Source organism: Kitasatospora indigofera, from assembly GCF_014655955.1.
In the GTDB taxonomy this organism is placed as follows: Bacteria; Actinomycetota; Actinomycetes; order Streptomycetales; family Streptomycetaceae; genus Kitasatospora; species Kitasatospora indigofera.
On sequence record NZ_BNBO01000039.1, the window covers coordinates 37521 to 64332 of the forward strand.

22 protein-coding genes are annotated in these 26812 nt (G+C 74.3%); 6 read left to right on the forward strand and 16 right to left on the reverse strand.

The features are described 5' to 3' along the window. Window positions 1-107: 107 nt before the first annotated feature. The 4 genes from infB to rimP form a co-directional block, all read right to left on the reverse strand. The gene (gene infB, locus IE329_RS27255; RefSeq protein ID WP_190213641.1) at window positions 108-3305 is read right to left on the reverse strand and encodes a translation initiation factor IF-2; all 3198 of its coding nucleotides are present in this window, start codon (window positions 3303-3305) and stop codon (window positions 108-110) included. 253 nt (window positions 3306-3558) lie between these two features. After that, window positions 3559-3807: a YlxR family protein gene (locus tag IE329_RS27260; protein ID WP_229927794.1), complete on the reverse strand. Its 249-nt coding sequence runs from the start codon at window positions 3805-3807 to the stop codon at window positions 3559-3561. A 129-nt stretch (window positions 3808-3936) separates the two neighbouring features. Next, a complete protein-coding gene (gene nusA / locus IE329_RS27265) occupies window positions 3937-4962 on the reverse strand; it encodes a transcription termination factor NusA (RefSeq protein ID WP_073926559.1) in 1026 nt (341 codons plus the stop codon). 86 nt (window positions 4963-5048) lie between these two features. After that, window positions 5049-5645, reverse strand: a complete 597-nt coding sequence (rimP, locus tag IE329_RS27270) for a ribosome maturation factor RimP (RefSeq protein ID WP_190213643.1) — start codon at window positions 5643-5645, stop codon at window positions 5049-5051. 285 nt (window positions 5646-5930) lie between these two features. On the opposite strand from rimP, the gene IE329_RS41610 reads away from it, so the two are divergent. Both IE329_RS41610 and IE329_RS27280 read left to right on the forward strand, forming a co-directional pair. Further along, window positions 5931-7124 (forward strand): ferritin-like domain-containing protein, encoded by a 1194-nt coding sequence (locus IE329_RS41610; protein WP_268257335.1) that lies wholly within the window; start codon window positions 5931-5933, stop codon window positions 7122-7124. A gap of 94 nt (window positions 7125-7218) precedes the next feature. Beyond that, entirely contained in the window at window positions 7219-8142 is a 924-nt protein-coding gene (locus tag IE329_RS27280; RefSeq protein WP_190213644.1) for an aminoglycoside phosphotransferase family protein, read from the forward strand. Here IE329_RS27280 and IE329_RS27285 read toward each other — a convergent pair. The 8 genes from IE329_RS27285 to IE329_RS27320 all read right to left on the reverse strand — a co-directional run bounded on the left by IE329_RS27285 (window position 8115) and on the right by IE329_RS27320 (window position 16583). Then, entirely contained in the window at window positions 8115-8690 is a 576-nt protein-coding gene (locus IE329_RS27285; protein ID WP_190213645.1) for a GNAT family N-acetyltransferase, read from the reverse strand. The genes IE329_RS27280 and IE329_RS27285 overlap by 28 nt on opposite strands. Before the next feature lie 93 nt (window positions 8691-8783). Beyond that, window positions 8784-9659, reverse strand: a complete 876-nt coding sequence (locus tag IE329_RS27290; RefSeq protein ID WP_190213671.1) for a GNAT family N-acetyltransferase — start codon at window positions 9657-9659, stop codon at window positions 8784-8786. A gap of 131 nt (window positions 9660-9790) precedes the next feature. Then, window positions 9791-10951: a flavodoxin-dependent (E)-4-hydroxy-3-methylbut-2-enyl-diphosphate synthase gene (ispG, locus tag IE329_RS27295; RefSeq protein ID WP_190213646.1), complete on the reverse strand. Its 1161-nt coding sequence runs from the start codon at window positions 10949-10951 to the stop codon at window positions 9791-9793. 139 nt (window positions 10952-11090) lie between these two features. Further along, complete coding sequence (locus IE329_RS27300) at window positions 11091-12395, reverse strand: M50 family metallopeptidase (RefSeq protein WP_190213647.1); 1305 nt, start codon at window positions 12393-12395, stop codon at window positions 11091-11093. 70 nt (window positions 12396-12465) lie between these two features. Beyond that, the gene (dxr, locus tag IE329_RS27305; protein WP_190213648.1) at window positions 12466-13695 is read right to left on the reverse strand and encodes a 1-deoxy-D-xylulose-5-phosphate reductoisomerase; all 1230 of its coding nucleotides are present in this window, start codon (window positions 13693-13695) and stop codon (window positions 12466-12468) included. A gap of 166 nt (window positions 13696-13861) precedes the next feature. Continuing rightward, on the reverse strand, window positions 13862-15172 hold the full coding sequence (locus IE329_RS27310; protein WP_190213649.1) for an aldehyde dehydrogenase family protein: 1311 nt from the start codon (window positions 15170-15172) through the stop codon (window positions 13862-13864). Between the two features lie 25 nt (window positions 15173-15197). After that, window positions 15198-15485: a putative quinol monooxygenase gene (locus IE329_RS27315; protein ID WP_190213650.1), complete on the reverse strand. Its 288-nt coding sequence runs from the start codon at window positions 15483-15485 to the stop codon at window positions 15198-15200. Between the two features lie 171 nt (window positions 15486-15656). Further along, entirely contained in the window at window positions 15657-16583 is a 927-nt protein-coding gene (locus IE329_RS27320; protein WP_190213651.1) for an NADP-dependent oxidoreductase, read from the reverse strand. Between the two features lie 117 nt (window positions 16584-16700). On the opposite strand from IE329_RS27320, the gene IE329_RS27325 reads away from it, so the two are divergent. Next, window positions 16701-17156 carry a MarR family winged helix-turn-helix transcriptional regulator gene (locus IE329_RS27325; protein ID WP_308438406.1) on the forward strand — a complete coding sequence of 152 codons (456 nt, stop codon included), beginning with the start codon at window positions 16701-16703 and terminating at the stop codon, window positions 17154-17156. A gap of 42 nt (window positions 17157-17198) precedes the next feature. After that, complete coding sequence (locus tag IE329_RS27330) at window positions 17199-17855, forward strand: NAD(P)-binding oxidoreductase (RefSeq protein ID WP_190213652.1); 657 nt, start codon at window positions 17199-17201, stop codon at window positions 17853-17855. Between the two features lie 92 nt (window positions 17856-17947). On the opposite strand, the gene IE329_RS27335 is transcribed toward IE329_RS27330, so the two are convergent. The 3 genes from IE329_RS27335 to IE329_RS27345 all read right to left on the reverse strand — a co-directional run bounded on the left by IE329_RS27335 (window position 17948) and on the right by IE329_RS27345 (window position 23408). Then, complete coding sequence (locus IE329_RS27335; RefSeq protein ID WP_190213653.1) at window positions 17948-19390, reverse strand: aldehyde dehydrogenase family protein; 1443 nt, start codon at window positions 19388-19390, stop codon at window positions 17948-17950. 181 nt (window positions 19391-19571) lie between these two features. Further along, window positions 19572-21137: a PucR family transcriptional regulator gene (locus tag IE329_RS27340; RefSeq protein ID WP_190213654.1), complete on the reverse strand. Its 1566-nt coding sequence runs from the start codon at window positions 21135-21137 to the stop codon at window positions 19572-19574. Window positions 21138-21371: 234 nt separating this feature from the next. Beyond that, window positions 21372-23408, reverse strand: a complete 2037-nt coding sequence (locus tag IE329_RS27345) for a type IV secretory system conjugative DNA transfer family protein (protein ID WP_229927795.1) — start codon at window positions 23406-23408, stop codon at window positions 21372-21374. Between the two features lie 296 nt (window positions 23409-23704). On the opposite strand from IE329_RS27345, the gene gabT reads away from it, so the two are divergent. Both gabT and IE329_RS27355 read left to right on the forward strand, forming a co-directional pair. Further along, the gene (gene gabT / locus IE329_RS27350; protein WP_190213656.1) at window positions 23705-25060 is read left to right on the forward strand and encodes a 4-aminobutyrate--2-oxoglutarate transaminase; all 1356 of its coding nucleotides are present in this window, start codon (window positions 23705-23707) and stop codon (window positions 25058-25060) included. 545 nt (window positions 25061-25605) lie between these two features. After that, complete coding sequence (locus IE329_RS27355; RefSeq protein ID WP_229927796.1) at window positions 25606-26310, forward strand: phosphatase PAP2 family protein; 705 nt, start codon at window positions 25606-25608, stop codon at window positions 26308-26310. Window positions 26311-26350: 40 nt separating this feature from the next. Here the strand turns inward: IE329_RS27355 and IE329_RS27360 are convergent, their stop codons facing one another. Beyond that, window positions 26351-26698, reverse strand: a complete 348-nt coding sequence (locus IE329_RS27360; protein WP_190213658.1) for a DUF2218 domain-containing protein — start codon at window positions 26696-26698, stop codon at window positions 26351-26353. Window positions 26699-26812: the final 114 nt, after the last annotated feature.

Below are 26812 nucleotides of genomic sequence, written 5' to 3' on the forward strand. Positions count from 1 at the left end.
TCGGGGAGCAGCCCGGTGACCGGGCTGATGTACGAGGACCCTACACAGTGGACCGGGGCCGGTCGACGGGAAATTTCCCGCCGACCGGCCCCGGACCGACCACTCGCTTACGCGCGCGGCTTCTCGCGCATCTCGTAGGTCTCGATGACGTCCTCGACCTTGATGTCGTTGAACGACCCGAGGGTCACACCGGCCTCGAAGCCCTCGCGGACCTCGGTCGCGTCGTCCTTGAAACGACGCAGGCCCTCGATGGTGAGGTTCTCCGTGATGACCTTGCCGTCGCGGATGAGGCGTGCCTTGGCGTTGCGGCGCAGCAGGCCCTCGCGGACGATGACACCCGCGATGTTGCCGAACTTGGAGGAACGGAACACCTCGCGGATCTCCGCGGAACCGAGGCGCACCTCCTCGTACTCCGGCTTGAGCATGCCCTTGAGGGCCGACTCGATCTCCTCGATCGCCTGGTAGATGACCGAGTAGTACCGGACGTCCACGCCTTCCTTGTCGGCCGCGGTACGGGCACGGCCTTCGGCGCGCACGTTGAAGCCGATGATGATGGCGTCGGAGCCCATCGCCAGGTTGACGTCGGACTCGGTGATCGCACCCACACCGCGGTGCAGGATGCGGAGCTCGACCTCCTCGCCCACGTCGAGCTTGACGAGGGCGTCCTCCAGGGCCTCCACGGAACCGGAGACGTCACCCTTGATGATGAGGTTGAGCTGCTCGATCTCGCCGGCCGCGATGGCCTTGTCGAGGTCCTCCAGCGACACCCGGACCCGGCGCTGCGCGAACGCGGCGTTGCGGTCACGGGCCGAGCGCTTCTCGGCGATCTGACGCGCGGTGCGGTCCTCGTCGACGACGATGAAGCTGTCGCCGGCGCGGGGCACCGAGGTGAGACCGAGGAGCAGCACCGGACGGGACGGGCCGGCCTCGGCGAGGCTGTTGCCGTTCTCGTCCAGCATGGCGCGGACGCGGCCGTAGGCGTCGCCGACCACGATCGAGTCACCGACGCGCAGCGTGCCGCGCTGGACCAGGACGGTCGCCATGGCGCCGCGGCCCTTGTCGAGGTGGGCCTCGATCGCGATGCCCTGCGCGTCCTGCTCCGGGTTGGCCCGCAGGTCGAGCGAGGCGTCGGCGGTCAGGACGACCGCCTCCAGCAGCTGGTCGATGTTCAGACCCTGGCGCGCGGAGATGTCGACGAACATGGTGTCGCCGCCGTACTCCTCGGCCACCAGGCCGAACTCGGTCAGCTGACCGCGGACCTTGGTCGGGTCGGCGCCCTCGACGTCGATCTTGTTGACCGCGACCACGATCGGCACACCGGCGGCCTTGGCGTGGTTCAACGCCTCGACCGTCTGCGGCATGACACCGTCGTTGGCCGCGACCACCAGGATCGCGATGTCGGTGGACTTGGCACCACGGGCACGCATGGCGGAGAACGCCTCGTGACCCGGGGTGTCGAGGAAGGTGATCGGACGCTCTTCGCCGTTCACCGTCGCCGACACCTGGTAGGCACCGATGTGCTGGGTGATGCCACCGGCCTCGCCGGCCACCACGTTGGTCTTGCGGATGGCGTCCAGCAGGCGGGTCTTACCGTGGTCGACGTGACCCATGACGGTGACGACCGGCGGGCGGGCCACCAGCATGTCCTCGTCGCCCTCGTTCGCACCGAAGTCGATGTCGAACGACTCCAGCAGCTCACGGTCCTCGTCGTCACGGCTGACGATCTCCAGGACGAAGCCCATCTCGTCCGCCAGCAGCTGCAGCGTGGCGTCGGAGACCGACTGGGTCGCGGTGACCATCTCACCGAGGTTGAACATCACCGAGACGAGCGCGGCCGGGTTGGCGTTGATCTTCTCCGCGAAGTCCATCAGCGAGGCGCCGCTCGACAGGCGAACGGTCTGGCCGTTGCCGCGGGGCAGCATCACACCGCCGACGGACGGGGCCTGCATGGCCTCGTACTCCTGGCGACGCGCGCGCTTCGACTTGCGGGCACGGGCCGGGCGACCGCCCGGGCCACGACCGAAGGCACCCTGCGTGCCACCACGGGCACCCGGGCCGCCGGGACGGCCGCCGAAGCCGCCGGGACGCGGGCCGAAGCCACCGCCACCGCCGGGGGCGCCACCGGGACGCGGGCCGCCGAAGCCGCCACCGGCCGGGCGCGAACCCGGACCGGCCGGACGGCCGGCGAAGCCGGGACGGGCGCCACCGGCGCCGGCACCCGGACCACCCGGACGGCCGCCGGGGCCACCGGGACCACGGCCACCGGGGCCCGGACGCGGGCCCGGACCGGCCGGACGCTGCGGCATCATGCCCGGGTTCGGACGCGGCATGCCGGACGGGCTGGGCCCACCCGGACGCGGACCGGCCGGACGCGGCATGCCGTCGGGACGCGGAGCACCACCGGGGCGCGGGGCGCCACGGTCGGCACCGGGAGCACCGGCGGGACGGGGGCCACGGTCGCCACCGGGGCGCGGGGCGCCACGGTCGGCACCCGGCGCACCCGCGGGACGCGGACGGTCGCCACCGGGACGCGGGGCGCCACGGTCGGCACCCGGACGGGCACCGGCCAGGCCGTCGGGACGGGGGCCACGGTCGCCACCGGGGCGCGGGGCGCCACGGTCGGCACCGGGAGCACCGGCACCCGGACGGGCGGCACCCGGCGCGGCCGGACGACGGTCACCGGGACGGGCCATGCCGGTGGCACTGCCCGAGGTGAACGGGTTGTTGCCGGGGCGCGGGCCGGCCGGGCGCGGGCCCGGACGGGCGCCGGCACCGGCGGCGGGGGCCTGCGCGGCGGGGCGGGCGGCCTGGGCGGCCGGACGCTCCGGAGCGGCGGGCGCCGCGTCACCGGCGGGAGCCGGCGAGGAGAACTCGGCCGCGGGCGCGGCCGGGGCCGCCGGGGCGGCGGGACGCACCGCCGGGCGCGGGCCCGGAGCGGCGGCGGCCGGCTTCGCCGGGGCGGGGGCGGCCGGGGCGGCGGGAGCCGCGGCGGCCGGGGTGGGACGGGGACCCGGGGTCGCGGCAGGGCGCGGACCCGGCGTGGGGGCACCCGGGCGGGGTGCGGCCGAACCGGCGGCGGAGCCGCCGGCGGGCTGGGGCGCCGCGGGCTTGCGCGGGCCAGGCTTGGCAGCGGAACCACCCGTGGGGGCCACTCCAAGCGCGTCAGTCAACTTGCGTACGACCGGTGCCTCGATGGTCGAGGACGCCGAACGGACGAACTCGCCGAGCTCGGTGAGCTTGGCCATGACGGCCTTGCTCTCCAAGCCAAGCTCCTTGGCGAGTTCATAAACCCGGACCTTAGCCACTTCACTCCTGTCTATGAGTCCGGGGTGATCGTCCGCCGGACTGTCGCTACTTCATGGGCGTACCCATCGCGTACTCATCGCGTACTCATCGAGTGCTCATCGCAATCTCGACCTACTTCCACATCGCGAGGTACCTGACTGGATCGCACGGCGCGCGGATACACGCGCACTGTGCTTGTTGCGGTGGTTCTCCGTCGCACGAGCGACGGCCGTAACGGGCGGTGTCCCCCTCCAGGCGCTCCTGAGGGAAGCCTCAGGACGCCGGGGTGCCGCCGGCCCGCTCCTCGACGTACTCGCGGAGCCGCTCCGTGTCGAGCGTGCCCTGGAGCCGGAAGGCCCTGGGGAACGCCCGGCGGCGGACCGCGAGGTCGAGGCAGGTCGGGTCGAGGTGCAGGTGCGCACCCCTACCCGGCAGTGCGCCGCGGGGATCGGGGACGCAGACGCCCTCGATCGCCGTGACACGCAACAGCTGGTGCTTGGCCGCTCGCTTGCGGCAGCCCACGCAGGTGCGCTCCGGGCGTGCTCGGACATGCGTCCGGCCAGACGAAGGCAAGTCTACCCCTCCGAAGGGACATGGTGCCGCCCCGCCGATCCGGGCGGGACGGCACGGCGACTCGGACCGGTGCGGACCCTACTCGCCCGCGGGCTCCCGGCCGTCGTTCTCGGGCCGGCCCTCGGGCTGGCCCTCGGTGTCCGGCCGGATGTCGATCCGCCAGCCGGTGAGGCGGGCGGCCAGGCGGGCGTTCTGCCCCTCCTTGCCGATCGCCAGCGACAGCTGGTAGTCCGGCACGATCACCCGTGCGGAGCGCTGGTTGTAGTCGACGATCTCGACCTTCGTCACCCGCGCGGGGGACAGCGCCGCGGCGACCATCTCGGCCGGGTCCTCCGACCAGTCGACGATGTCGATCTTCTCGCCGTGCAGCTCGGCCATCACGTTGCGGACCCGGCTGCCGACCGGGCCGATGCAGGCGCCCTTGGCGTTCAGGCCCTGGCGGCGCGACCAGACGGCGATCTTGGTGCGGTGGCCGGCCTCGCGGGCGATCGCGGCGATCTCGACGCTGCCGTCGGCGATCTCCGGGACCTCCAGCGCGAACAGCTTGCGCACCAGGTTGGGGTGCGTCCGCGAGAGCGTCACCGACGCACCGCGGACACCGCGGCGCACGGCCACCACGTAGCACTTGAGCCGGGTGCCGTGCTTGTAGTCCTCGCCCGGCACCTGCTCCTGCGGAGGCAGGATGGCCTCCAGCTTGCCGATGTCGACCAGGATGTTCTTGGGGTCGTTGCCCTGCTGGACGACACCGGTGACGATGTCGCCCTCCTTGCCCGCGTACTCGCCGAAGGTCTGGTCGTCGGCGGCGTCGCGCAGCCGCTGCAGGATGACCTGCTTGGCGGTGCTGGCGGCGATCCGGCCGAAGCCGCTCGGGGTGTCGTCGAACTCCTTGGGCTCGACGCCCTCGTCCAGCTCGGTCGCGTCCTCCAGCGCCCACACCGTCACGTGGCCGCTCTTGCGGTCCAGCTCGACGCGCGCCCGGCGGCGCGAGCCCTCGGTGCGGTGGTACGCGATGAGGAGGGCCGACTCGATCGACTCGACCAGCAGGTCGAAGGGGATGTTCTTCTCGGTAACCAGCCCACGCAGGGCGCTCATGTCGATGTCCACGGCTACGCCTCCTCGTCCTTCTTCACGTTCATGGTGCGGATGGTGCGGAGGTCGTCACTCCGCGTCCCCGTCGCCGGGGCGTCGTCCTAGTCCTCGTCGGAGGCGTCCTCGGAGCCACTGCCGTCCTCGGCGCCGTCGCCGGCGTCCTCGGTGTCGTCGTCCTCGGTGTCGTCGAAGTCCGGGGCCTCGTCCAGGAGCTTCTCGTCCTTGCGGTTGAACTCCACCTGGACGCGCGCCTTGGCCACCTCGGTGTACTCCAGACGGCGCTCCTTGGCCTTGCCGCGGCCCTTCACCGGCTGCACCTCGACCAGCGCGCCGTCCTCGTCGGCCGACAGCACCCGGGCGACGATCTCGGTGCCGTCCGCGAGCTGCGCCTTGACCAGCCGGCCCTCGGCCCGGCGCCAGTGGCGGGGCTCGGTGAGGGTGCGCTCGGCACCCGGGGAACCGACCTCCAGCACGTACGCGCCGCTGCCCATCACGTCGGACTCGTCCAGCGCCTCGCCGACCAGGCGGCTGAACTCGGCGATGGTGTCGAGGTCCACGCCGCCGTCGGCGTCCACGTCGACCTGCACCTGGCGGCGGCTGCCGGCCTGGGTGACCTTGACCTCTTCCAGGTCCAGCCCGGCGCCGGCGGCCAGCGGCTCCAGCAACGCACGCAGCCGGTCGATCTGGGTGGTGCTCATCCGGGTGACTCCTCGGCCGCGTCTGCTGTTGTCAGAAGGTCATACTGCATGGCCTCCGGGGTGTTCCCCCACAGGGCGCATCGCAGCAACTCGGGCCAAAGCCTATCCGGTCAACCCCCGAACCACCGATTCCGGACGGCCCGCCGCCCAGGCCCCCCGGGGGCACTGCGAGCAAGGTCACACCCCGCGCCCGGTCCCCGAAGCGTGTCCGGGGGCGTGTGGATTCTGTAATCATTCACGCCATCGGGAGTGGAGGCACTCCCCCACGAGCCGGGAGACCCACCGATGCAGCGCCGCCGCCGACGGACCACCCTGGCCCTCGGGCTGCTCGCCGCCGCCACGGTCCTGACCGCCTGCACCGGCTCCGGCCACAAGGACGGGGGCGAGCAGCGGCAGGCCGACCCCGACCTGCCGGTGCGCACCCGCGCGGTGGCGGCCACCGACGCCCTGCTCGCCGCCTACGACACCGTCATCGCCGGGCCGGGCGCGGGGCGGGCCGGCGAGCTGCAGCCGCTGCGCGCGGAGCTGCTCCGGCACCGGGCCGCCTTCGCCGAGGGGCTGCCGAGCGCCGCGCCGACCGCCGGCGGCAGCGCCACCGGCAGCACGGCCGGTGCCACGGCCGGCAGCTCCGGCCCCGCCACCGCCACCACCACAACCGCCGCCACCACCACCACCACCACCACCACCGGCGCGGACCCGACCGCCGCCGCCGTCACCACCGTGGCCGAGCTCGGCGCCGCCGAGCGGCGCACCGCCCAGGCCAGGCTCGCGGACCTGCCCGCCGCCTCCCCGGACCTGGCCCGGCTGCTCGCCTCGGTCTCCGCCTCGGACGCGCTGCACGCCGTCGCGCTCGGCGACACCACCCCGGTGACGGCCGCCGCGCCCGCCCCGGCCGCCTCCGCGTCCGCGTCGCCGTCCGGACCGACCGGAACTGCCGCCTCCACCGCCGCCTCCCCGACCGGCTCCACCGCCCCGGCCACCGCGCCCGGCACGGGCACGCCGGCCGCGAGCGCCGCACCGCTGCCCGACGGGACGGCCACCGCCCTGCAGAGCGCGCTGGCCGCCGAGCACGCCGCCGTGTACGGCTACGGCGTGGTCGGCGCCAAGCTCCCCGACGACCAGCAGCGCACCGACGCGCGGACCGCCTTCGCCACCCACGAGGCCCGGCGCGACACCTGGCGCCGGCTGCTGGCCGGGTCGGGCGCCACCCCCGGCGCGGCCGCCGCCGGCTACCAGCTCCCCTTCGCGGTGGCCGACGCGGCCGGCGCCGCCCGGCTGGCCGCCCACATCGAGGCCCGGCTGACCGACGTCTACGGGGAGCTGGTGGCCGCCCTGCCCGCCGACCGGCGGGTCACCGCCGCCGACGCACTGCGCGGCACCGCCCTGCAGGCCCGCCGCTGGGGCTCCGCCGTCACCGCCTTCCCCGGGCTGCCCGAGGCGGCCGCCACCGACTCCCCCGCGCCCACCCCGACCGGCTGAGCCACCCGGGCGCTTCGCTGACCTGCGGCTTCCCGTTCATGGCCGACAATGGACGGGTAGTACCACGGGGGAAGCGTTCGACCGGAAGGCCAGCATGTCGGCAGCACCAGCGGGGATCACCGTCCCGCAGCACTTGGCGCGGAGCGTCGGCGCCCGGCACGGCGCGAGCGGCCGGGCCTGGCTGGAAGGCCTGCCGGAGCGCGTCGGCAGCTACCTCGACCGCTGGGACCTCACGCTGGAACGGGTCCTGGACCCGGGCGGCCGGCTCAGCCTGATCGGCTACGTCCACCGGGACGACCTCAGCCCCGCCGTGCTCAAGGCCGGGCTGATCACCCCCGAAACCGCCCAGGAGCACGCCGCCCTCACCCACTGGGCCGGCCGCGGTGCCGTCCTGCTGCTGGCCGCCGAGCCCGCCGAGGGCATGCTGCTGCTGGAACGGCTGCACGGCGAGATCCCGCTGCGCTCGCTGGCCGAGGCCAAGGCCATGCTGGAGGCGGCCGGCCTGCTCCAGCGGCTGTGGGTGCCGCCCGCCGACGACCACCCGTTCACCGCCGTCGCCGACCGCGTCCACGCGCTGGCCGAGGGCATCCGCCGCCACCGCGACCTGCCCGGCGCCGCCGACACCCGCCCGCTGGCCGACGAGGCGCTGAGCACCGCCGAGGGCCTGCTCGGCTCCGCCACCGAGCGGTTCCTGCTGCACGGGGACTTCCACCACGGCAACGTGCTGGCCGCCGACCGCTCGCCCTGGCTGGCGATCGACCCCAGGCCGCTGGTCGGCGAACGCGCCTACGACCTGGCCCGGCTCGCCCAGGACCGGCTGGACACCCTGATCGGCTCCCCGGGCCCGCGCGGCGCGGCCCGCCGCCGGCTGCACCAGCTCGCCGAGGCGGTCGAGGTGGACCACGACCGGCTGCGCGGCTGGACCCTGTTCCGCAGCGTGGCCGCCGGACTGCACAGCCTGGACGCCGGGGACGCCGGGACGGCCCAGCTCTACCTGGAGTTCGCGGACTGGCTCTGAGCCGTCCGCCCGGGCAGCAGGGGCAGCGTCGCGCCCATCACGGCGTACGGGCGGTCGGTGTTCGGGAAGCGCACGGCGCGCGCGAGGTCGCGGTAGCCCAGCGAGCGGTAGAGCCGCCGGGCCGGTGTCTCCGCGTCGATCGCCGACAGGATGCTGCGGCGCAGGCCGGAGCCCTCGCACAGCCGCCTGATCAGCCCGCTCCCGATGCCCTGCCCCTGGAACCCCGGCAGCACGTGCAGCTCGGTGACGGCGAAGACGTCGTCCAGCCAGTCGCCGTGCCCCTGGGCCTCCAGGTGCGGCTGGATCACCGTGCTCCACCAGTGCTCGCGGTGGTTGGGCATCCCGTACCCGAAGCCGACCAGCCGGCCGCCGCTCATCGCGCCGAGCGCGATCACACCGGGTTGCTGGGCGTGCCGCCCGACGATCTGGAGGCGGACCGCGACCTCCTCGGCCGTCAGCCCGAAGGCCTGCGCCTGGACCTCCAGCGCGTACGGCGCCCAGGCCGCCAGGTCGATGGACTCGATCATCACCTCGGTGAGCTGCTCCATGCCCCGGGACGTTACTACCTGGCGCGTCCCGGCGGACCTCGGACCAGCAGGCTCATGGCGTCGCGGCAGCCCGCCCGCGGCCTCGGGACCGGCTCAGAACAGCACGCTCATGAAGGCGCCGACCTCGTGGAACCCGACCCGCCGGTACGCGGCGCGGGCCCGCAGGTTGTAGTCGTTCACGTAGAGCGAGACCACCGGCGCGACCTCCCGCAGCGCGAGGTCCAGCACGGCCGCCATCCCGGTGACCGACAGGCCCTGGCCGCGGTGCTCGGGGGCGACCCAGACGCCCTGGATCTGGCAGGCGCCCCGGGTGACGGCGCCGATCTCGGCCTTGAAGACCACCTGGCCGTCCTCGGAGAACCGGGCGAAGGAGCGGCCCGCGCCGACCAGTTCGGCGACCCGGGCCTGGTAGAGCAGGCCGCCGTCGCCGGCCAGCGGGGAGACCCCGACCTCCTCGGTGAACATCGCCACGCAGGCCGGCATGACCGCCTCGACCTCGTTCTTGCGCACCCGGCGCACCAGCGGGTCCGGGGTGACGCCGGCCGCCGGGGTGGTGGCGGCCATCAGCGGCTGGTGGCCGCGGACCTCACGGGCCGGGCCCCAGCTGCGCTCCAACAGGGCCCAGAGGGCCGCGGTGGGCCCGGCCGGGCCCACGATCGAGGAGCAGCGGCGGCCCTGGCGGCGGGCCCGCTCGGCGAAGGCCCGGACGGCCTCCGTCCCGGCGTTGACCAGCACCAGGTTGGCCCCGGCGTAGCAGAGCGACTCCAGGCTGCCGTTCTCGTCGTACCAGCCCCACATCTCGCCGCCCAGGCGCCAGGGGTCGAGCCCGACGGACTCCACCCGGGTGGCGACGAAGGCGTTGGCGACCGGGTCCCGGTGGAGCACCGCGAGGGTCTCCGGGAGATCCGGGGCGTCGAGGACGCGGGTGGTCGCCAGGGCGCGTGCGGCCTGGAACGCGCTGGGGAGCATCACACCTCGATCGAGCATCGAGACAGCACCTCACTGAAAGACTCTTGCCGCACCCTACTCCGTGGCCCCACCCGGATACGGCCGCGGGGTCGTCCGTCGACGGACGACCCCGCAGTGGACAACGTCGGGGGTCAGTCGGCGGCGACCACGGTGGGCGCGCCCGCCTCGACACCCTCGGCCTGCATCAGCTCGGCGAGCTTCAGGGCCTCTTCGATCAGGGTCTCGACGATCTTCGACTCGGGGACCGTCTTGATGACCTCGCCCTTCACGAAGATCTGTCCCTTGCCGTTGCCGGAGGCGACGCCGAGGTCGGCCTCGCGGGCCTCGCCCGGACCGTTGACGACGCAGCCCATGACCGCGACGCGCAGCGGCACCTCCATGCCCTCCAGGCCGGCGGTGACCTCCTCGGCGAGCTTGTAGACGTCCACCTGGGCACGGCCGCAGGAGGGGCAGGAGACGATCTCCAGGCCGCGCTGGCGCAGGTTCAGCGACTCCAGGATCTGGTTGCCCACCTTGACCTCCTCGGCCGGCGGGGCCGACAGGGAGACCCGGATGGTGTCGCCGATGCCCTCGGACAGCAGCGCGCCGAAGGCGACCGCGGACTTGATGGTGCCCTGGAAGGCGGGGCCCGCCTCGGTGACGCCCAGGTGCAGCGGGTAGTCGCAGGCGGCCGCGAGCTGGCGGTAGGCGTTGATCATCACGACCGGGTCGTTGTGCTTGACCGAGATCTTGATGTCGCGGAAGTCGTGCTCCTCGAACAGCGAGCACTCCCAGAGCGCGGACTCGACCAGCGCCTCGGGGGTGGCCCGGCCGTACTTCTCCAGCAGGCGCTTGTCCAGCGAGCCGGCGTTGACGCCGATCCGGATCGGGACGCCGGCGTCCTTGGCCGCCTTGGCGATCTCGCCGACCTTGTCGTCGAACTGCTTGATGTTGCCCGGGTTGACCCGGACCGCGGCGCAGCCGGCGTCGATCGCCGCGAAGACGTACTTCGGCTGGAAGTGGATGTCCGCGATCACCGGGATGCCCGACTTCTTGGCGATGACCGGCAGCGCGTCGGCGTCGTCCTGGGTGGGCACGGCCACCCGGACGATCTGGCAGCCGGAGGCCGTCAGCTCGGCGATCTGCTGGAGGGTCGCGTTGATGTCGGCGGTGACGGTGGTCGTCATCGACTGGACGGAGATCGGGGCGTCGCCACCCACCGGAACGTTGCCGACCATGATCTGCCGCGAGACGCGGCGGGTGGCCAGCGGCTTGAGCGGCAGGGACGGAATACCGAGCGAGATCGCGGTCATGTGCGCAGGGTTCCCCGGGGTTGAGGTGGGTGGTCCGGCCGCTTGCGGTGGCCGGGCCGGGTGCGCAGACGTACGCGCACCCGGCGTCCAACGGTACGGCACCTGCGGGCGGGGGAGCACACCCGCCCGCCGGGGCGCGTCAGGTGATCTTGACCGGGTTGACCAGGTCGGCGACCAGGACCAGCAGGGTGAAGCCGATGAAGATGCTCGCCACCACGTACGCGGCCGGCATCAGCTTCGCCACGTCGAACGGACCGGGGTCGGCGCGTCGCAGCAGCTTGGCGATCCGGCGCCGGACCGACTCCCAGAGCGCGCCGGCGATGTGGCCGCCGTCCAGCGGGAGCAGCGGCAGCATGTTGAACAGGAACAGCGACAGGTTGATGCCGGCCAGCAGGTTCACCATGAAGGCGATCCGCTGGGAGGCCGGGATCTCCAGGGCGAAGACGTCGCCGCCGATCCGGGCCGCGCCGACCATGCCGATCGGCGAGTCGGCGTCCCGCGGGGTGCCGTCGACGATCGAGTGCCACAGGCCCGGGATCTTGCCCGGCAGGGCCACCAGCGACTTCACCCCGGTCTCGGCGTTGGTGTACATCCGGTCGACGCTGTCGGTGAAGCCCAGCTGGACCACCCCGCTGGCCGGGACGAACCCGAGGAAGCCCGCCTCCACCGTCTGCCCCTTGAGCGGCAGGCCGCTGCCGTCGTACTTCTGGACCTGGTTGACGCCGATGGTCGGGGTGAGGGTGATCTGCTGCCCGTCGCGCTCGACCACCACCGGCACCGTGCGGCCGGCGGACTTGCGGATGTCCGCCTGGAGCTCGTCGTAGTCGTGGATCCGGTCCCCGCCGAAGGACAGCACGGTGTCGCCGGCCCGCAGCCCGGCGGCGGCCGCCGGGGAGGCGGCCGCGCCGTCCGGGCAGGTGTCGGTGGGCTGGCTGGCCGGCACCACGCACTGGGACACCGACTTCACCGTCGGGACGGACATCTGGACGCCGAAGCCCATCATCACGGTCAGGAACAGCGCGATCGCCAGGATCAGGTTCATGAACGGGCCGGCGAACATCACGATGACGCGCTTCCACGGCTTGCGGGTGTAGAACAGCCGCTGCTCGTCGCCGTCCTGCAGCTCCTCGTAGGAGGCCTCGCGGGCGTCCTCGATCATCGAGCGCCAGGGCGAGCTGCTGCGCTGGGTGATCCGGCCGTCCTTGCCCGGCGGGAACATCCCGATCATCCGGATGTACCCGCCGAGCGGGACCGCCTTGATGCCGTACTCGGTCTCGCCCTTCTTGCGGGACCAGACCGTCGGGCCGAAGCCGACCATGTACTGGGGCACCCGGATGCCGAAGACCTTGGCCCAGGACAGGTGCCCGAGTTCGTGCCAGGCGATCGAGAACAGCAGCCCGACCGCGAAGACCACCAGGCCGATTCCCCACATCACTGCCGTCACCGCTGGTCCTCCGTCATGCCGCTCAGTCCACCCATCGGGTCCGTACCGTCCGTGTCGTCCCTACGGCGCGTCAGCCGGCCGCCAGCTCGCGGGCCCGGGCGCGGGCCCAGTCCTCGGCGTGCAGGACGTCCTCGACGGTGGGAGAAGTTCCCGGCGCCGGGGTGCCGTGCTCGGCGACCACCTTGGCAACAGTGTCCACGATCCCGGTGAAGGCGAGGCGGCCCTTGAGGAAGGCCTCCACGCACTCCTCGTTCGCCGCGTTGAAGACGGCCGGCGAGGTGCCGCCGAGCGTGCCGACCTCGCGGGCCAGCTCCACCGCGGGGAAGGCCTCGTTGTCGAGCGGGAAGAACTCCCAGGTGGCCGCCTTGGTCCAGTCGCAGGCCGGGGCGGCGTCCGGTACCCGGTCGGGCCAGCCGAGGCCCAGCGCGATCGGCATCCGCATGTCCGGCGGGCTGGCCTGGGCCAGCGTGGAGCCGTCCGAGAACTCCACCATCGAGTGGACCACCGACTGCGGATGGACCACGACCTCGATCCGGTCGAACGGCACGTCGTACAGCAGGTGCGCCTCGATCACCTCCAGGCCCTTGTTGACCAGGGTCGCCGAGTTGATCGTGATGACCGGGCCCATCGCCCAGGTCGGGTGCGCCAGCGCGTCGTCGGGCGTGACGGCGGCGAGCTGCTCGCGGCTGCGGCCGCGGAACGGGCCGCCGCTCGCGGTCACCACCAGCTTGCGGACCTCGGCCCGGGTGCCGCCGGCCAGCGCCTGGAAGATCGCGGTGTGCTCGGAGTCCACCGGGACGATCTGGCCCGGCTTCGCCAGCGCCTTCACCAGCGGGCCGCCGACGATCAGCGACTCCTTGTTGGCCAGCACCAGCACCCGGCCGGCCCGCAGCGCCGCCAGCGTCGGGCGCAGGCCGATCGACCCGGTGATGCCGTTCAGGACGGAGTGGCACTCCAGACCGGCGAGCTCGGTGGCCGCGTCCGGGCCGGTCAGGATCGCCGGCAGCGGCCGGCCGGCCGCCTTCGCGGCCAGCGCCTCGCGCAGCGCGGGCCCGGCCGCCGGATCGGCGACCGCCACGGTGTGCACGCCCAGCCGCAGCGCCTGCTCGGCGAGCAGGGCGACCCGGCCGCCGGCCGCCGAGAGGGCCACCACCTTGAAGCGGCCGGGGTTGCGCAGCACCACGTCGATCGCCTGGGTGCCGATCGAACCGGTGGAGCCGAGGATCACCAGCTCCCGGGGGGCGGAGGGGTCCTTCACCGTGGGGGTGAAGCGCAGCGTCGGGTGGGCGAGCGAGTTCATGGGCCCATTGTGTCCTGCCCGCCGCGCCGGGTGGCGCGGCGGGCAGGACACACAGGGCAGATCTTCACCTGCGCCGGGGCCGGAGCGGCCGGGCCGGGCACCGGGATCGGTGCGGCGGGGCTCGGTCCGGCGCGGTTGGGTCCGGCGCGGTTCAGCGCAGCGGGGTTCAGTGCAGCGGCTTGTCCAGCACGGCCTTGGTGTGGCTGAAGGTGTCCACCGAGTACTCGCCGTGGTAGCGGCCCATGCCGCTCTCGCCGACCCCGCCGAACGGCAGCTCGGGCACCGCCAGGTGGGACACCGGCAGCCCGAACACCAGCGCGCCGGAGGAGGTCTCCGCGGCCAGCCGCTCCTTGGTGGCGTCCGACTCGGTGAAGGCGTACAGGGCCAGCGGCTTGTCCCGTTCGTTGATGAAGGCGATCGCCGCGTCCAGGTCGGGGACGGCCAGCACCGGCAGGACCGGGCCGAAGATCTCGGCCCGCATCACCGGCGCCTGCGGCGGGACGTCGGCCAGCACGGTCGGGGCCAGGTAGCGGCTCTCCCGGTCGAACCCGCCGCCGGTGACGGTGCGGCCGTCGCCGAGCAGCGCGGTGAGCCGGTCGAAGTGCCGGGTGTTCACGATCCGCCCGTACTCGGGGTCGGCGGCGGGGTCCTCGCCGTAGGCCTCGCGGACGGCCTCGGCCAGCTCGGCCTCCAGCGCGGGGGCGGTGTCCCCGACGGCGAGCACGTAGTCGGGGGCGACGCAGGTCTGCCCGGCGTTCAGGAACTTGCCGCGGACGATCCGGCGGGCGGTCACCGCGAGGTCCGCGCCGCTGTCCACCACCACCGGGCTCTTGCCGCCCAGCTCCAGGGTGACGGGGGTGAGGTGCCGGGCGGCCGCCGCCATCACGATCCGGCCGACCGCGCCGTTGCCGGTGTAGAAGATGTGGTCGAAGCGCTGCTCCAGCAGCGCGGTGGTCTCCGGCACCGCGCCCTCGACCACGGCCACGGCCTGCGGGTCCAGGTAGCGTGGCAGCAGCCGGGCGATCGCCGCGGAGGTGGCGGGCGCCAGCTCGCTCGGCTTGACCAGCACGGTGTTGCCGGCCGCCAGCGCGCCCACCAGCGGGGCGAGGGCCAGCTGCAGCGGGTAGTTCCACGGTGCGATCACCAGGACGACGCCGAGCGGCTCGCGGACGGCCCGCGCCTCGGCCGGCAGGAAGGCCTCCGGGACGGCGGCGGGCCGGGGGCGCAGCCACTCGGCCAGGTGCCGCACGGTGTGGTCGAGCTCGTTCAGGGTGAAGCCGATCTCGGTGCGGTAGGCCTCGGCGGGGCCCTTGCCGAGGTCCTCGTGGAGGGCCTGCTGGAGCGCCTCCCGCTGCTCGGTGAGCAGGGTGCGCAGGGCTTCGAGCTGGCCGAGCCGCCAGTCCAGGGGACGGGTGCGGCCGGTGGCGAAGGTGGCGCGCAGCCCGGCCACCACGTCGGCGGGCGAGTTCGTGGTCATGGTGGGTGCTCCGTGGGTTCCGGGGTCAGAGCTCGGTGTGGAACTCGGTCTGACGGTCGATGAGCAATGGTGCAAGGGTGTCCTGGACCAGCTCGCGGTAGCGGTCACCGGCGTGGTGCGCCTCGGCGGCGCGCCGGTCGGTGTACTCGGCGAGCACGACGAACGCGGCCGGGTCGCGCAGCGACCTGAGCGAGCGGAAGGCGGTCACGCCGGGCTCGGCGAGGGCGGCCCGGGCCAGGGTGGCCAGCAGGTCGGCGACCCGCTGCTCCTGGCCCGGGGCGGCGAGCCAGTCGGCGACGACGACGATGGGCATGGGACGGCTCCGGGGATCTCCGTGCGGGGCCCGGGCGCTGCGGGGCGCCCGGGCGGATCCGGCGGGGGCGGTACGGCCGGCCGGGTGACCGGCGGGCCGGGTGTGCCGCCGGCGTGGTGCGCTGCCGGCGAGGTGCGCTGCCGGCCGGGTGTGCTGCCGGCCGGCGGGGCGTCAGGCGACGGTGACGACGACCTTGCCGCGGGTGTGGCCCCCGGCGTTCAGGCGCTGCGCGTCGGCGGCCCGCTCCAACGGGAAGGCCGCGGCGACCTCGACGTTCAGCTGCCCGCGGTCGGCGAGCTCCGCCAGCGCCGTGAGGTCGGCGCTGTCGGGGCGGACGAAGACGTAGCGCCCGCCCAGGGCCAGCACGGCGCCGTCGGCGACCGAGGCGAGCCGGCCGCCCTCGGCGAGCAGCCCGGGCGAGAGCTGCAGGGCCTCGCCGCCGATCAGGTCCAGGACGGCGTCCACGCCCTCGGGGGCCAGTGCGCGGACCCGCCCGGCCAGGCCCTCGCCGTAGCTGACGGGCTCCGCGCCCAGCCCGCGCAGGTACGCGTGGTTGTGCTCCCCGGCGGTGCCGATCACCCGGGCGCCGAGGGCGACGGCGATCTGCACGGCGAGCGAGCCGACGCCGCCGGCCGCGGCGTGCACCAGCACGGTCTCGCCCGGCTTGACCTCCAGGGCGCGGGTCAGGGCCTGGTAGGCGGTGAGGCCGGCCAGCGGGAGGCCGGCGGCCTGCTCGAACCCGAGGGCGGCGGGCTTGCGGGCGAGGGTGCGCACCGGGGCGGCGACGTACTCGGCGAAGGTGCCGCGGCCGACCAGGTCCTCCCGGACGTAGCCGATCACCTCGTCGCCCGGGGCGTACTCGGTCACGCCGACGCCCACCCGCTCGACCACGCCGGCCACGTCCCAGCCCGGGATGACCGGGAAGACGGCGTCCATCACGCCGTCGAGGTAGCCGGCCTGGATCTTCCAGTCGACCGGGTTCACCGAGGCGGCCCGCACCTTGACCAGGACGGCGTCGGGGCCGAGCTTCGGCTCCGGGACGTCGCCGTACTCAAGGACGTCGGGGCTGCCGTAGGTGCGGTAGGTGATGGCCTTCATGGTGGTGCTCCTGAACAGAAAGATTTGACGGGCTCGATGGTTGAGGTCATCAAGCAATAAATCGAAGGTAGATCTCGATGATTGAGAATGTCAAGTAATCGGGCCTAGACTGGACCCATGACCCGGACCACACCCCCACCAGCGCCCGCAGCCCCGTCCGCGCCCGGCACGGACCGGCTCATGGAACACCTCGCCCACGCCGCCGCCTGCTACTACCGCAGCTTCGCCGTCGTCGCCGCCGGCCAGGGCCTCACCCTCATCCAGGGCAAGATGCTCAGCCTGCTCGGCCGGCCGCTGCCGATGCGCGCCCTCGCCGAGCTGCTGGGCTGCGACGCCTCCAACGTCACCGGCATCGTCGACCGGCTCGAAGCCCGCGGGCTGGTCCGCCGCGAGGCCGCCCCCGCCGACCGCCGGGTGAAGACGGTGGTGCTCACCCCCGAGGGCGAGGAGGCCGTCCGGCGGATCCGCGCCGACATCGTCGCCGGACTGCCCGGCCTGGAGCAGCTCGACGACCACGACCGCCGCACCCTGCAGGACCTGCTCGACCGGGCCTTCCCGCACACCACCGGCTGAGCCCTGCGCGCCGCCCGCGCCCGCACCGGCTACCGTCGCACCATGCGTACCGTCATCGCAGGTGGCCACGGTCAGATCGCGCTGCGCCTGGAGCGGCTGCTCGCCGAACGCGGCGACCGGCCCGCCGGGATCGTCCGCCGCCCCGAACACGCCCAGGACCTGCAGCGGATCGGCGCCGAACCGCTGCTGCTCGACCTGGAGGCGACCACCCCCACCGAACTCGCCGCCCTGCTCGACGGCGCCGACGCGGTGGTCTTCGCCGCCGGCGCCGGCCCGGGCAGCGGCGCCGAGCGCAAGCTCACCGTCGACCGCGACGCCGCCGTCCTGCTCGCCGACGCCGCCGAACTGGCCGGCGTCCGCCGCTACCTGATGGTCTCGTCGATGGGCGCCGACGCTGCCGCCGCGTACCCCGCCGACCCGGTGTTCGAGACCTACCTCCGGGCCAAGGGCGCCGCCGACGACGCCGTCCGGGCCCAGGACGCGCTCGACTGGACGATCCTGCGGCCCGGCCGGCTCACCGACGGCCCCGGCACCGGACGCGTCCGCCTGGCCGCCTCCACCGGCCGCGGCGACGTGGACCGCGCCGACGTGGCGGCCGTCCTCGCCGCGCTCCTCACCGCACCGGCCACGGCCGGCCTCACCCTGGAGCTGACCGCCGGGGACACCCCGGTCGCCGAGGCCGTCGCCGCCCTGCACTGAGACCCGCGCAGCCCAAGAGCCGCAGGGCAAGCACGAGGGCCCCCGGACGCCGTGCGGCGTCCGGGGGCCCTCGGAGTACGGGAACCGGCCGGTCAGAGGTCCAGGCCGGTCAGCACCAGCACCTTCTCCTGGGTGTAGTCGTCCATCGCGTACCGGACGCCCTCACGGCCGACGCCGGAGTCCTTGACCCCGCCGTACGGCATCTGGTCGGCCCGGTACGAGGGGGCGTCGCCGATGATCACGCCGCCCACCTCCAGCTCCCGGTGCGCCCGGAACGCGGTCTGCACGTCGTGCGTGAACACGCCCGCCTGCAGGCCGAAGAGCGAGTCGTTGACGGCCGCGAACGCCTCGTCGGTGCCGTCCACCTTCTGCAGCGACAGCACCGGGCCGAACACCTCGGCGGTCGCCAGGATCGCGTCCGAGGGCAGCTCGGAGAGCACCGTCGGGGCGTACGACGCACCCTCGCGGGTCCCGCCGGTGAGCAGCTTCGCGCCCTTGGCGACGGCGTCGTCCACCCAGGACTCCACCCGCTTCGCCGCGTTCTCGTCCACCAGCGGGCCCACCTCGGTGGCCTCGTCCTCCGGGTCACCGGTGACCTGCGCCTGCACCTTGGCCACGACCTTCTCGACCAGCGCGTCGTAGACCGTCGCGTCCGCGATCACCCGCTGCACCGAGATGCAGGACTGGCCGCCCTGGTAGTTGGCGAAGGTCGCGATGCGCGTGGCCGCCCACTCCAGATCGGCGTCCGAGGACCAGTCGGCCAGCACCACGGCGGCGGCGTTGCCGCCGAGCTCCAGGGTGACGTGCTTGCGCGGCACCGAGTCCATGATCTGGTAGCCGACCTTGTCCGAACCGGTGAACGAGATCACCGGCAGGCGCTTGTCCTGGACCAGCGCGGGCATCCGGTCGTTCGGCACCGGCAGGACGCTCCAGGCGCCGGCCGGCAGCTCGGTCTCGGCCAGGATCTCACCGAGCACCAGGGCGGACAGCGGGGTCGCCGGAGCCGGCTTGAGGATGATCGGGGCGCCGACCGCGATCGCCGGGGCGACCTTGTGCGCCACCAGGTTCAGCGGGAAGTTGAACGGGGCGATGCCCAGCACCACACCGCGCGGGAAGCGGCGCACCACCGCGAAGCGGCCGGTGCCGCCCGGGTCGGTGTCCAGCCGCATGGTCTCGCCGTTGGTGCGGCGGGCCTCCTCGGCCGCCCAGCGGAACACCGACACGGCCCGGCCGACCTCGCCACGGGCCCACTTGACCGGCTTGCCGTTCTCGGCGGTGATCAGCCGGGCGATCTCCTCGGAGCGCTCGGCGAGGCGCTTGGCGACGTGGTCCAGGGCGGCGGTCCGCACGTGCGCGGGAGTGGCGGCGAACACCGGGAGCGCGTCCACGGCGGCGGCCAGCGCCTCCTCGACCTGCGCCTCGGTCGGCACCGCGACCTTGCCTACCAGGCGCCCGTCCCACGGGTTGCGCACCTCGAAGTCGCCGTCGCCGCTCGCCCGGCGGCCGGCCAGCCAGAACTCATGGGTGGTGGTCACGGTGGTACCGGCCCTCTCCTCGTCGTCCACGCCCCACCGACGTGGAGCCTGGACCCCACGGTAGGCGGCCGCGCGACCGATCCGGATTGGCCGACTCGTAGCGCTCAGCGGCACTCTTGCTCCATCGCGGACAGATCCGGCGGGCGCCCGGGACCGGCCGCCGGCCGGCCGGCCCGCCCCGTCACTCCTCGCCCGAGCGGAGCGCCAGCCACAGCTCCATCCGGACGTCGGTGTCGTCCAGCGAACGGCCCAGCAGCTCCTCCACCCGGCGCATCCGGTACCGCAGGGTGTGCCGGTGCACACCGAGGTCCGCCGCCGCCGCGTCCCACTGGCCGTGCCGCGACAGCCAGGCCCGCAGCGACCGCACCAGGTCGCCGCGCGCCGTACGGTCGTGCTCGCGCAGCGGCCGCAGCAGCCCCTCCGCGAAGGCCGTCACGGCCTCCTCCCCCAACAGCGGCAACAGCGACCCCGCACCGACCTCCTCGTGGTCGACCGAACGCCGCCCGCCGCGCAGCGCCACCGCCAGCGCCCGCTCGGCCTGTGCGAAGGCCACCCCGGCCTCGTCCAGCGCGGCCGGCGCCGACACCCCCAGCGACACGCCCTCGTGCTCCTCGACCACCCCCAGGCAGGCCCGGTGCACCGCGCCGTTGTCGAGGGCCAGCACGATCAGCCGCGGGCCCGGGTCGCCGTCCTCCCGCGCCACCAGCAGCCGCTCCCCCACCCGGCCGCCGGCCTGCTCCGCCCGCTCGGCCAGCTCGCTGAGCGCCTCCGACGCGTCGGCCCCCTGGGCCGTACCCGCCACCAGGACTCTTATCGTCCCCTCCGGCAGGCCCCCGAACAGCCCGAGCGCGACCTGCCGGGCGGTCGCCACCTCACCCGCCAGCACCATCCGCAGCAGGGCGGCGCCCATCCGCTCCTCCGCCTGGCGCAGCTCGCGCGAACGCTCCAGGGTCAGCGTCAGCAACGCCACCGCCGCGTTCAGCACATAGCGCTCGGTCGGCGTGATCCGGTCCTCGGTGCCCACCGCCAGGAAGCCGCGCGCCCGGCGGTCCGCGCCCAGCGACTGGACCACCACGTAGTCCTCGTCCGCCGTGTCGATCCCCGGGGACCGGCCCTGCAGCGCGGCGCTGGACGGCGCCGGGCGCCGGCGCAGCCGGTCCACCTCGGCCGCCAGCCGGCCGGCCCGGCGGGCCGCCCAGTCCGGGGCCACCACGGAGAGCGCCCCCGAACCGTCGTACAGCGCGGCCCAGCCGCCCAGCCTGGCCGCCAGCCGGCGCACCACGGCCGTCGTGCCGTCCTTGCCCAGCGCGGCCCGGGTCAGCTCCTCCTGGGCCTCGAAGCTCGTGGTCACCGCCTCGTACTGCTCGGCGGCGATGGCCGCCGACACCACCTTGCTGATCGCGATGAACGGCGTCGGCTCCGGCACCCGCAGCAGCGGCAGCCCGCGCTGGGCGGCCGCCTCCACCAGCGGCTTGGGCACCTCGGAGTGCGACAGCCCCACCCCCAGGCCGAGCCCGACCACCCCCGCGTCCGCCAGCCGGTGCACGTACGCCTGGAGCTGCGAGGCCGTCCGGCCGAGCTTGATACCGGTGGTGAGCAGCAGCTCACCACCCTCCAGGAAGGGCGTGGGGTCGTCCAGCTCACTGGTGTGCACCCAGCGGACCGGCCGCTCCAGGTGGTCCGCCCCGGCGATGACCGTCAGGTGGAGCGAAGTGTTGCGGACGACGGAGGCGAGTGTGGGAGGCATGGCACCTTCGGTGGGACGACCAGGCTGCGCCGTTGCGGCCGGGCGAGGAGGGAGTCGCTACCCCTCATTATGGACGCCCCGGACAACCCGCACTGCCGAATCCACCTTGACGGCGATAGAGAGCGGTGCGGACCGCCCCTTCAACCTCCCGGGAGGCCGATGGGCCAGGGTCCGAGCGCCGATCAGTGAGGGTCCGGGGTCGCTCGGTGCGATTCCGGCGCGGCCCGGTGGGGCTCAGGCCCGGAGGTCGACCAGCAGCGGAGGCACCTGGGCGCCGTTCACCGACGTCAAGGAGATCACCGCGTGCCCGGCGGGCAGCGCGTGCGCCAGGTCCGAGGGCGACCAGCGCTGCCGCTCCACCTCACGGGTGGTGACGCTCTCGGTCTGCGCCGTCGTCCCCGACAGCGCCTTGCGGCCGAGCCGGCCCGCCCGGCGGAGCATCCCGCCCGAGGTGTCGGGGGCGTGCGTGATCGCGGTCTCCCGCACCAGGTGGGTGCCCCAGGCCTCGGAGAACAGCCGCCCGTCCCACGGCGCGATGCCGGGGAACGCCATCCGGCAGCCGACCGCGCCGAACAGCGGGGCCCGCAGGGCCTCCGGCAGGTCGACCAGCGTCCGGAGCAGCAGCACCGCGCCGGCGTTGGTCCCGCGCATCCGCTGCAGCCCCCGGACGACGTTCGCGTCCAGCGCCGCCGACGCGTCGTCCACCACCAGGCCCGCGAACAGCGAACGGTCCTCCCGGGCCACCGCCGCCTGCACGAACTGGCCCGCCACCAGGCGGTACAGCATCCGGGCGGCCTCCGGGTGGCTCAGCTCGGGCAGCTTCACCCGGACCCGCAGCGGGTGGTCCAGCACCCGCATCGCGAACGGCGGCCGCCCGCCGCCGTCGGTGGCGAAGCACCCCTCGAAGGCCGGCCGGTCCAGCAGCCCGAGCCGGTCCGCGAGCAGCATGCCCGGGTCGTCCGCCCGGCCGCGCTGCCGGTCCCGGTGCTGCAACTCCCGCTCGTACCGCTCCAGCAGCCCGCCCGCCCGCAGCTCCGCGGTCAGCGCCTCCACCGCCGCCGGCTCGCCGGCGAGCAGTTCACGCAGCTCACGGACCCCCGGGTACCGCCGGAACGCGGCCTGGAACGGGCCGACCACCTGCTGCATCGCCGTCCGGGCGCTCTCCGCCCGCAGCACCAGCTCGTCCGGCAGCAGCGCGTCGGCGAGCCGGGCGGCCGCCTCGTCCGGGTCCTGCGCGGCGCCGTACAGGTCCAACCCGTACACCGAGCCCGGGTCGCCCGGCGCGATCACCACGTCGTACCAGGCGTCCGGGCCGAGATCCGCGTCGGCCGCCCCGATCACCACCGCGCACGCCGTCCCCGCCAGCGCCTGGAGGCAGAGCGCCTCGGCCACCGGACGGGCCAGCCCCGAGGTCTTCCCGGTGCCCGCCGGGCCGACCGCCAGCAGCGAGGTGCCGAGCACCGCCGGGTCCAGGGCGAAGCCCGACCCGCGGTGCGCCGGCGGATTCGTCGGCACGTCCTGGGCCGTCCCCAGCCGCACCTGACGGGTCAGCAGGTCGTGCCGCCCCGAACGCGCGGGCAGGTCCCGCAGTTCGGAGGGGTGCGCGCAGGCCGCCCCGCCACGGGCCGCCACCTGCTCGCCGAAGGTCGGCAGGATCTCCGGGTCCCGCAGCACCACCTCCCAGGCCCGCCGGATCCGCACGTAGTCGACGTCCCCGACCGCTTCCCGGTCCAGCCGCCGCGCGGCGGCCTCCGCCCCGGCGTGGCGCAGCTCCGCCCACGGGTCGACGGGGCCCGCAGGCTCGGCCCCGCCCTTGGCGGCGGGTGGCTCCTCCTGGGTCACCGTGCGGGAGAGCAGGGGTGCGGCGTACCGGCGCCAGACCTCGGGCCAGCGGCCCATCCGGCCGAAGAGTTTGATGGCTGCGGCCAGTACCGCGGCGTTCGCCAGCAGGAGGACCAGGACCGCCTGCGAGGAAGAGGGCTTGGCCAACGGCCCGATGCCGGCCTCGATGCCGATCCGGACCAGCAGGTACACCAGGAGCTGGACGCCGTACACATAGGCGAACCACCCCACCACCGCGTTCAACCCCGCCCGCAGCAGCAGCGGCCCCGCCGGCACCTTCGCCTGCTCGGCCCGCTCGGGGTCGACCGGGCGGTGGCCGTAGCGGTAGACGCCGGGGTCGGCCTCGGGGCGGGGTTCGGCGACCCAGCCGGCCAGGTCGAAGGACGGGGCCGGCGGTCGCGGCAGGCCGCGGGCCGCCTGCTGGGGCATGGGGGGCGACACCGTGCCCCGCCGTCCGTGCCCGTGTGTGCCGTCCAGTCCCATTTACGGCCCCGCTCCCTCGCCCGCCCCGCAGGCCCGTTCCGGCCCATGCAGCCATACCCATGCCGTCGTACCGGCGACACGCCCGCGCTCAATGTAGTGGAGCGGGGCCTGCGGGCAGCGGCCGACAGGACGCTGGCCGCTCAGGACAAGTCGGACGGCCCAGTGGTACCGAGTGGCGCATGCCTGGCCGCTCGTGGCGGCCGTAGCCTGCGAAGACCGAGCCGAGAAGTCTGGAGAACACCATGAGCGCCGCAACGCCGCTCCCGCAGGAGCGCCGCCTGGTCACCGCGATCCCCGGTCCGAAGTCGCAGGAGCTGCAGGCACGCAAGCTCGGCGCGGTGGCGGCCGGGGTCGGCACCACCCTGCCGGTGTACGTGTCCCGCGCCAACGGCGGCGTGCTGGAGGACGTGGACGGCAACTCGCTGATCGACTTCGGGTCCGGCATCGCCGTGACCAGTGTCGGCAACAGCGCCGAGGCGGTCGTGGCCAAGGCCACCGAGCAGCTCGCGGCCTTCACGCACACCTGTTTCATGGTGACCCCGTACGAGGGGTACGTGGAGGTGGCCGAGCAGCTCAACGAGCTGACCCCGGGTGACCACGAGAAGCGCACCGCGCTGTTCAACTCGGGCGCCGAGGCGGTGGAGAACGCGGTGAAGATCGCCCGCGTGTACACCAAGCGCACCGCCGTCGTGGTCTTCGACCACGGGTACCACGGCCGGACCAACCTCACCATGGGCCTGACGGCCAAGAACATGCCCTACAAGCAGGGCTTCGGGCCGTTCGCCCCGGAGATCTACCGCGTTCCGGTCGCCTACCCCTACCGCTGGCTGACCGGCTCGGAGAACTGCGCCGCCGAGGCCGCCGCGCAGGCGATCGACATGATCAACAAGCAGATCGGCGCGGAGAACGTCGCGGCGATCATCATCGAGCCGATCCAGGGCGAGGGCGGCTTCATCGAGCCGGCCAGGGGCTTCCTGCCCGCGATCGTCGAGTACGCGAAGGCGAACGGCATCGTCTTCGTCGCGGACGAGATCCAGACCGGTTTCTGCCGGACCGGCCAGTGGTTCGCCTGCGACGACGAGGGCATCGTCCCGGACCTCATCACCACCGCCAAGGGCATCGCCGGCGGCCTGCCGCTGGCCGCCGTGACCGGCCGCGCCGAGATCATGGACGCCACCCACGGCGGCGGCCTGGGCGGCACCTACGGCGGCAACCCGGTGGCCTGCGCCGGTGCGCTCGGTGCGATCGAGACCATGAAGTCGCAGGACCTCAACGGCAAGGCGCAGCGGATCGGCGAGATCATGCTGACCCGCCTGCGCGCCCTGCAGGAGAAGTTCGCCGGCTCGGACACCGTGAACATCGGCGAGGTCCGCGGCCGCGGCGCGATGATCGCGGTCGAGCTGGTCAAGCCGGGCGGCAAGGAGCCGGCCGCCGAGATCACCGCCGCGATCGCCAAGGCCTGCCACGCCGAGGGCTTGGTCGTGCTGACCGCCGGCACCTACGGCAACGTGCTGCGCTTCCTGCCGCCGCTGGTGATGCCGGAGCACCTGCTCAACGAGGGCCTGGACATCATCGAGGGCGCCTTCTCGCGCGTCTGACCCCGGCCCGGGGCTCCTTCCGCCCCGGCCCGGCCCCGACCCTGCGGCGCCCCGGCGCAGCGGTCTGCGCCCCGACGGCCCGGTCCCCGCGGACCGGGCCGTCGCGCGTCCACCAGGGGGTTGTACTCCACCGGGTGAAGATGCTGTGGGGAATCGCGGGAGCCCCCCGCCCCGGCAAATCGGTTGACGTAGTGTCATCACAGATGGACAGCGAGCCCCAGCCCTTGGCGGATCCGCCGACGAATCCTCCCCGCGCGGAGGTTCCGGAGGCGGCCCGGGAAGGCGACCGGACCGCCCCGGCGCAGGCGGCGACAACCGAAGACCGATCGACCGACCGCCCGGCCCACACCCCCCGGGGCGTGCGGAGCGGCGATCAACACGGCCGCCCCGGGGCTCTCCCCCCCGCTCCGGGGCGGCTTCTTCGTGCCCCGGCGCCCCCTCCCCGGGGGCCCCGTGCCCCGGCGCCGCAGCCCCGGGAGACTCGTGCCCGGGAGACTCGTGCCCGGCAGATCCGCGCCTGGGCGACCGGTCCGCGCGGACACGCCGTGCTGCTGGCCGGGCAGGCCGTCGCACTGGGGCTGATCTCCTGGCAGGTGGCCGTGGACGGCCCGTTGCTGGGCCTGGACCGCTGGGCGCGGCGGTCCGTCGGGGAGCTGCGGCAGGGACTGTCCAGCCCCCTGCTCGACCACTTCGGCGCCGCACTGTCGGACCTCGGCGGTTCGGTCCCGGCCGTGACGGTGCTGCTCGGCGGTGGTGCGCTGGCCGCCTGGCGGGTCCGCCGGGCCGGGGCCGGACGCTGGTGGCTCCCGCTGCCGGTGGCGGGGCTGACCGCGGGTGCGATCCCGCTGCTGGTCGTCCCGGCCAAGGCGTCGTTCGCCCGCCCCGGCCCGCTCGGGCTGCCGCTGACGCCGGAGCAGTGGGGCTGGTACCCGTCGGGGCACACGGCGACCGCGAGCATCGCGTACGGGGCGGCGGCGCTGCTGCTGGGCGGTACGGTCGGGGTCCGGCACCGCCGCCGGCTGTACGCCGGAGCCGGGCTGCTGTCGGCCGGGGTGGGGGCGGGGCTGGTCTGGAGCGACTACCACTGGCTGCTGGACGTGGTGGCCAGCTGGTGCCTGGCCGGGCTGCTGCTGCCGCTGGTGGCCCTGCTGTCGTCGCGTCCGCGGCGCACCGGACGGGCCGGGCCGGGCCGCTCCGGGCCGCCGGCACCCGCTCCCGGAGCCCCGGAGCCGCCACGGGCCGGGCCCTGACCCGCACTCCTCCGTCCGGCCGCGGGAGCCGGCGGTGGCGTCAGCCCTGCGCGTTCTCCGGGCCGGGCTCGTCGTTGCGGTGGACGAGGCCGGGCTCGCCGTTGTCGCGCTGCCACGCGACGACGAGTTCGTCGCGGGTGCCGAAGCGCACCAGGTGGCGGCCGACCACGTCCTCCAGCACGGCCAGCTGGTCCGCCTCGCCCTCGACAGCGAGCAGCAGGGCGTCCGGCGCGGCCTCCAGGGTGCCGGTGCCGGCACCGAAGGTCAGTTCGCCCCGGCCGGTCTCCTCGGACCAGTGGGCCTCGATCCGGCGGCCGAGGTGGGCGGCGAGCTGCTTGGCGTAGCGGGCCGGGCGGTCGGTGGTGACGCGGGCGACGGATCGGGGCACGTTCACTCCAGGGGGATGGCCGAGAAGGCACTTAGGGTACCCTCACTCATTTGCAGAGTACCGCACATAGTGAGCTTGACTCAACACCTTCACGGCCGGGCTCCGACCGGCCGA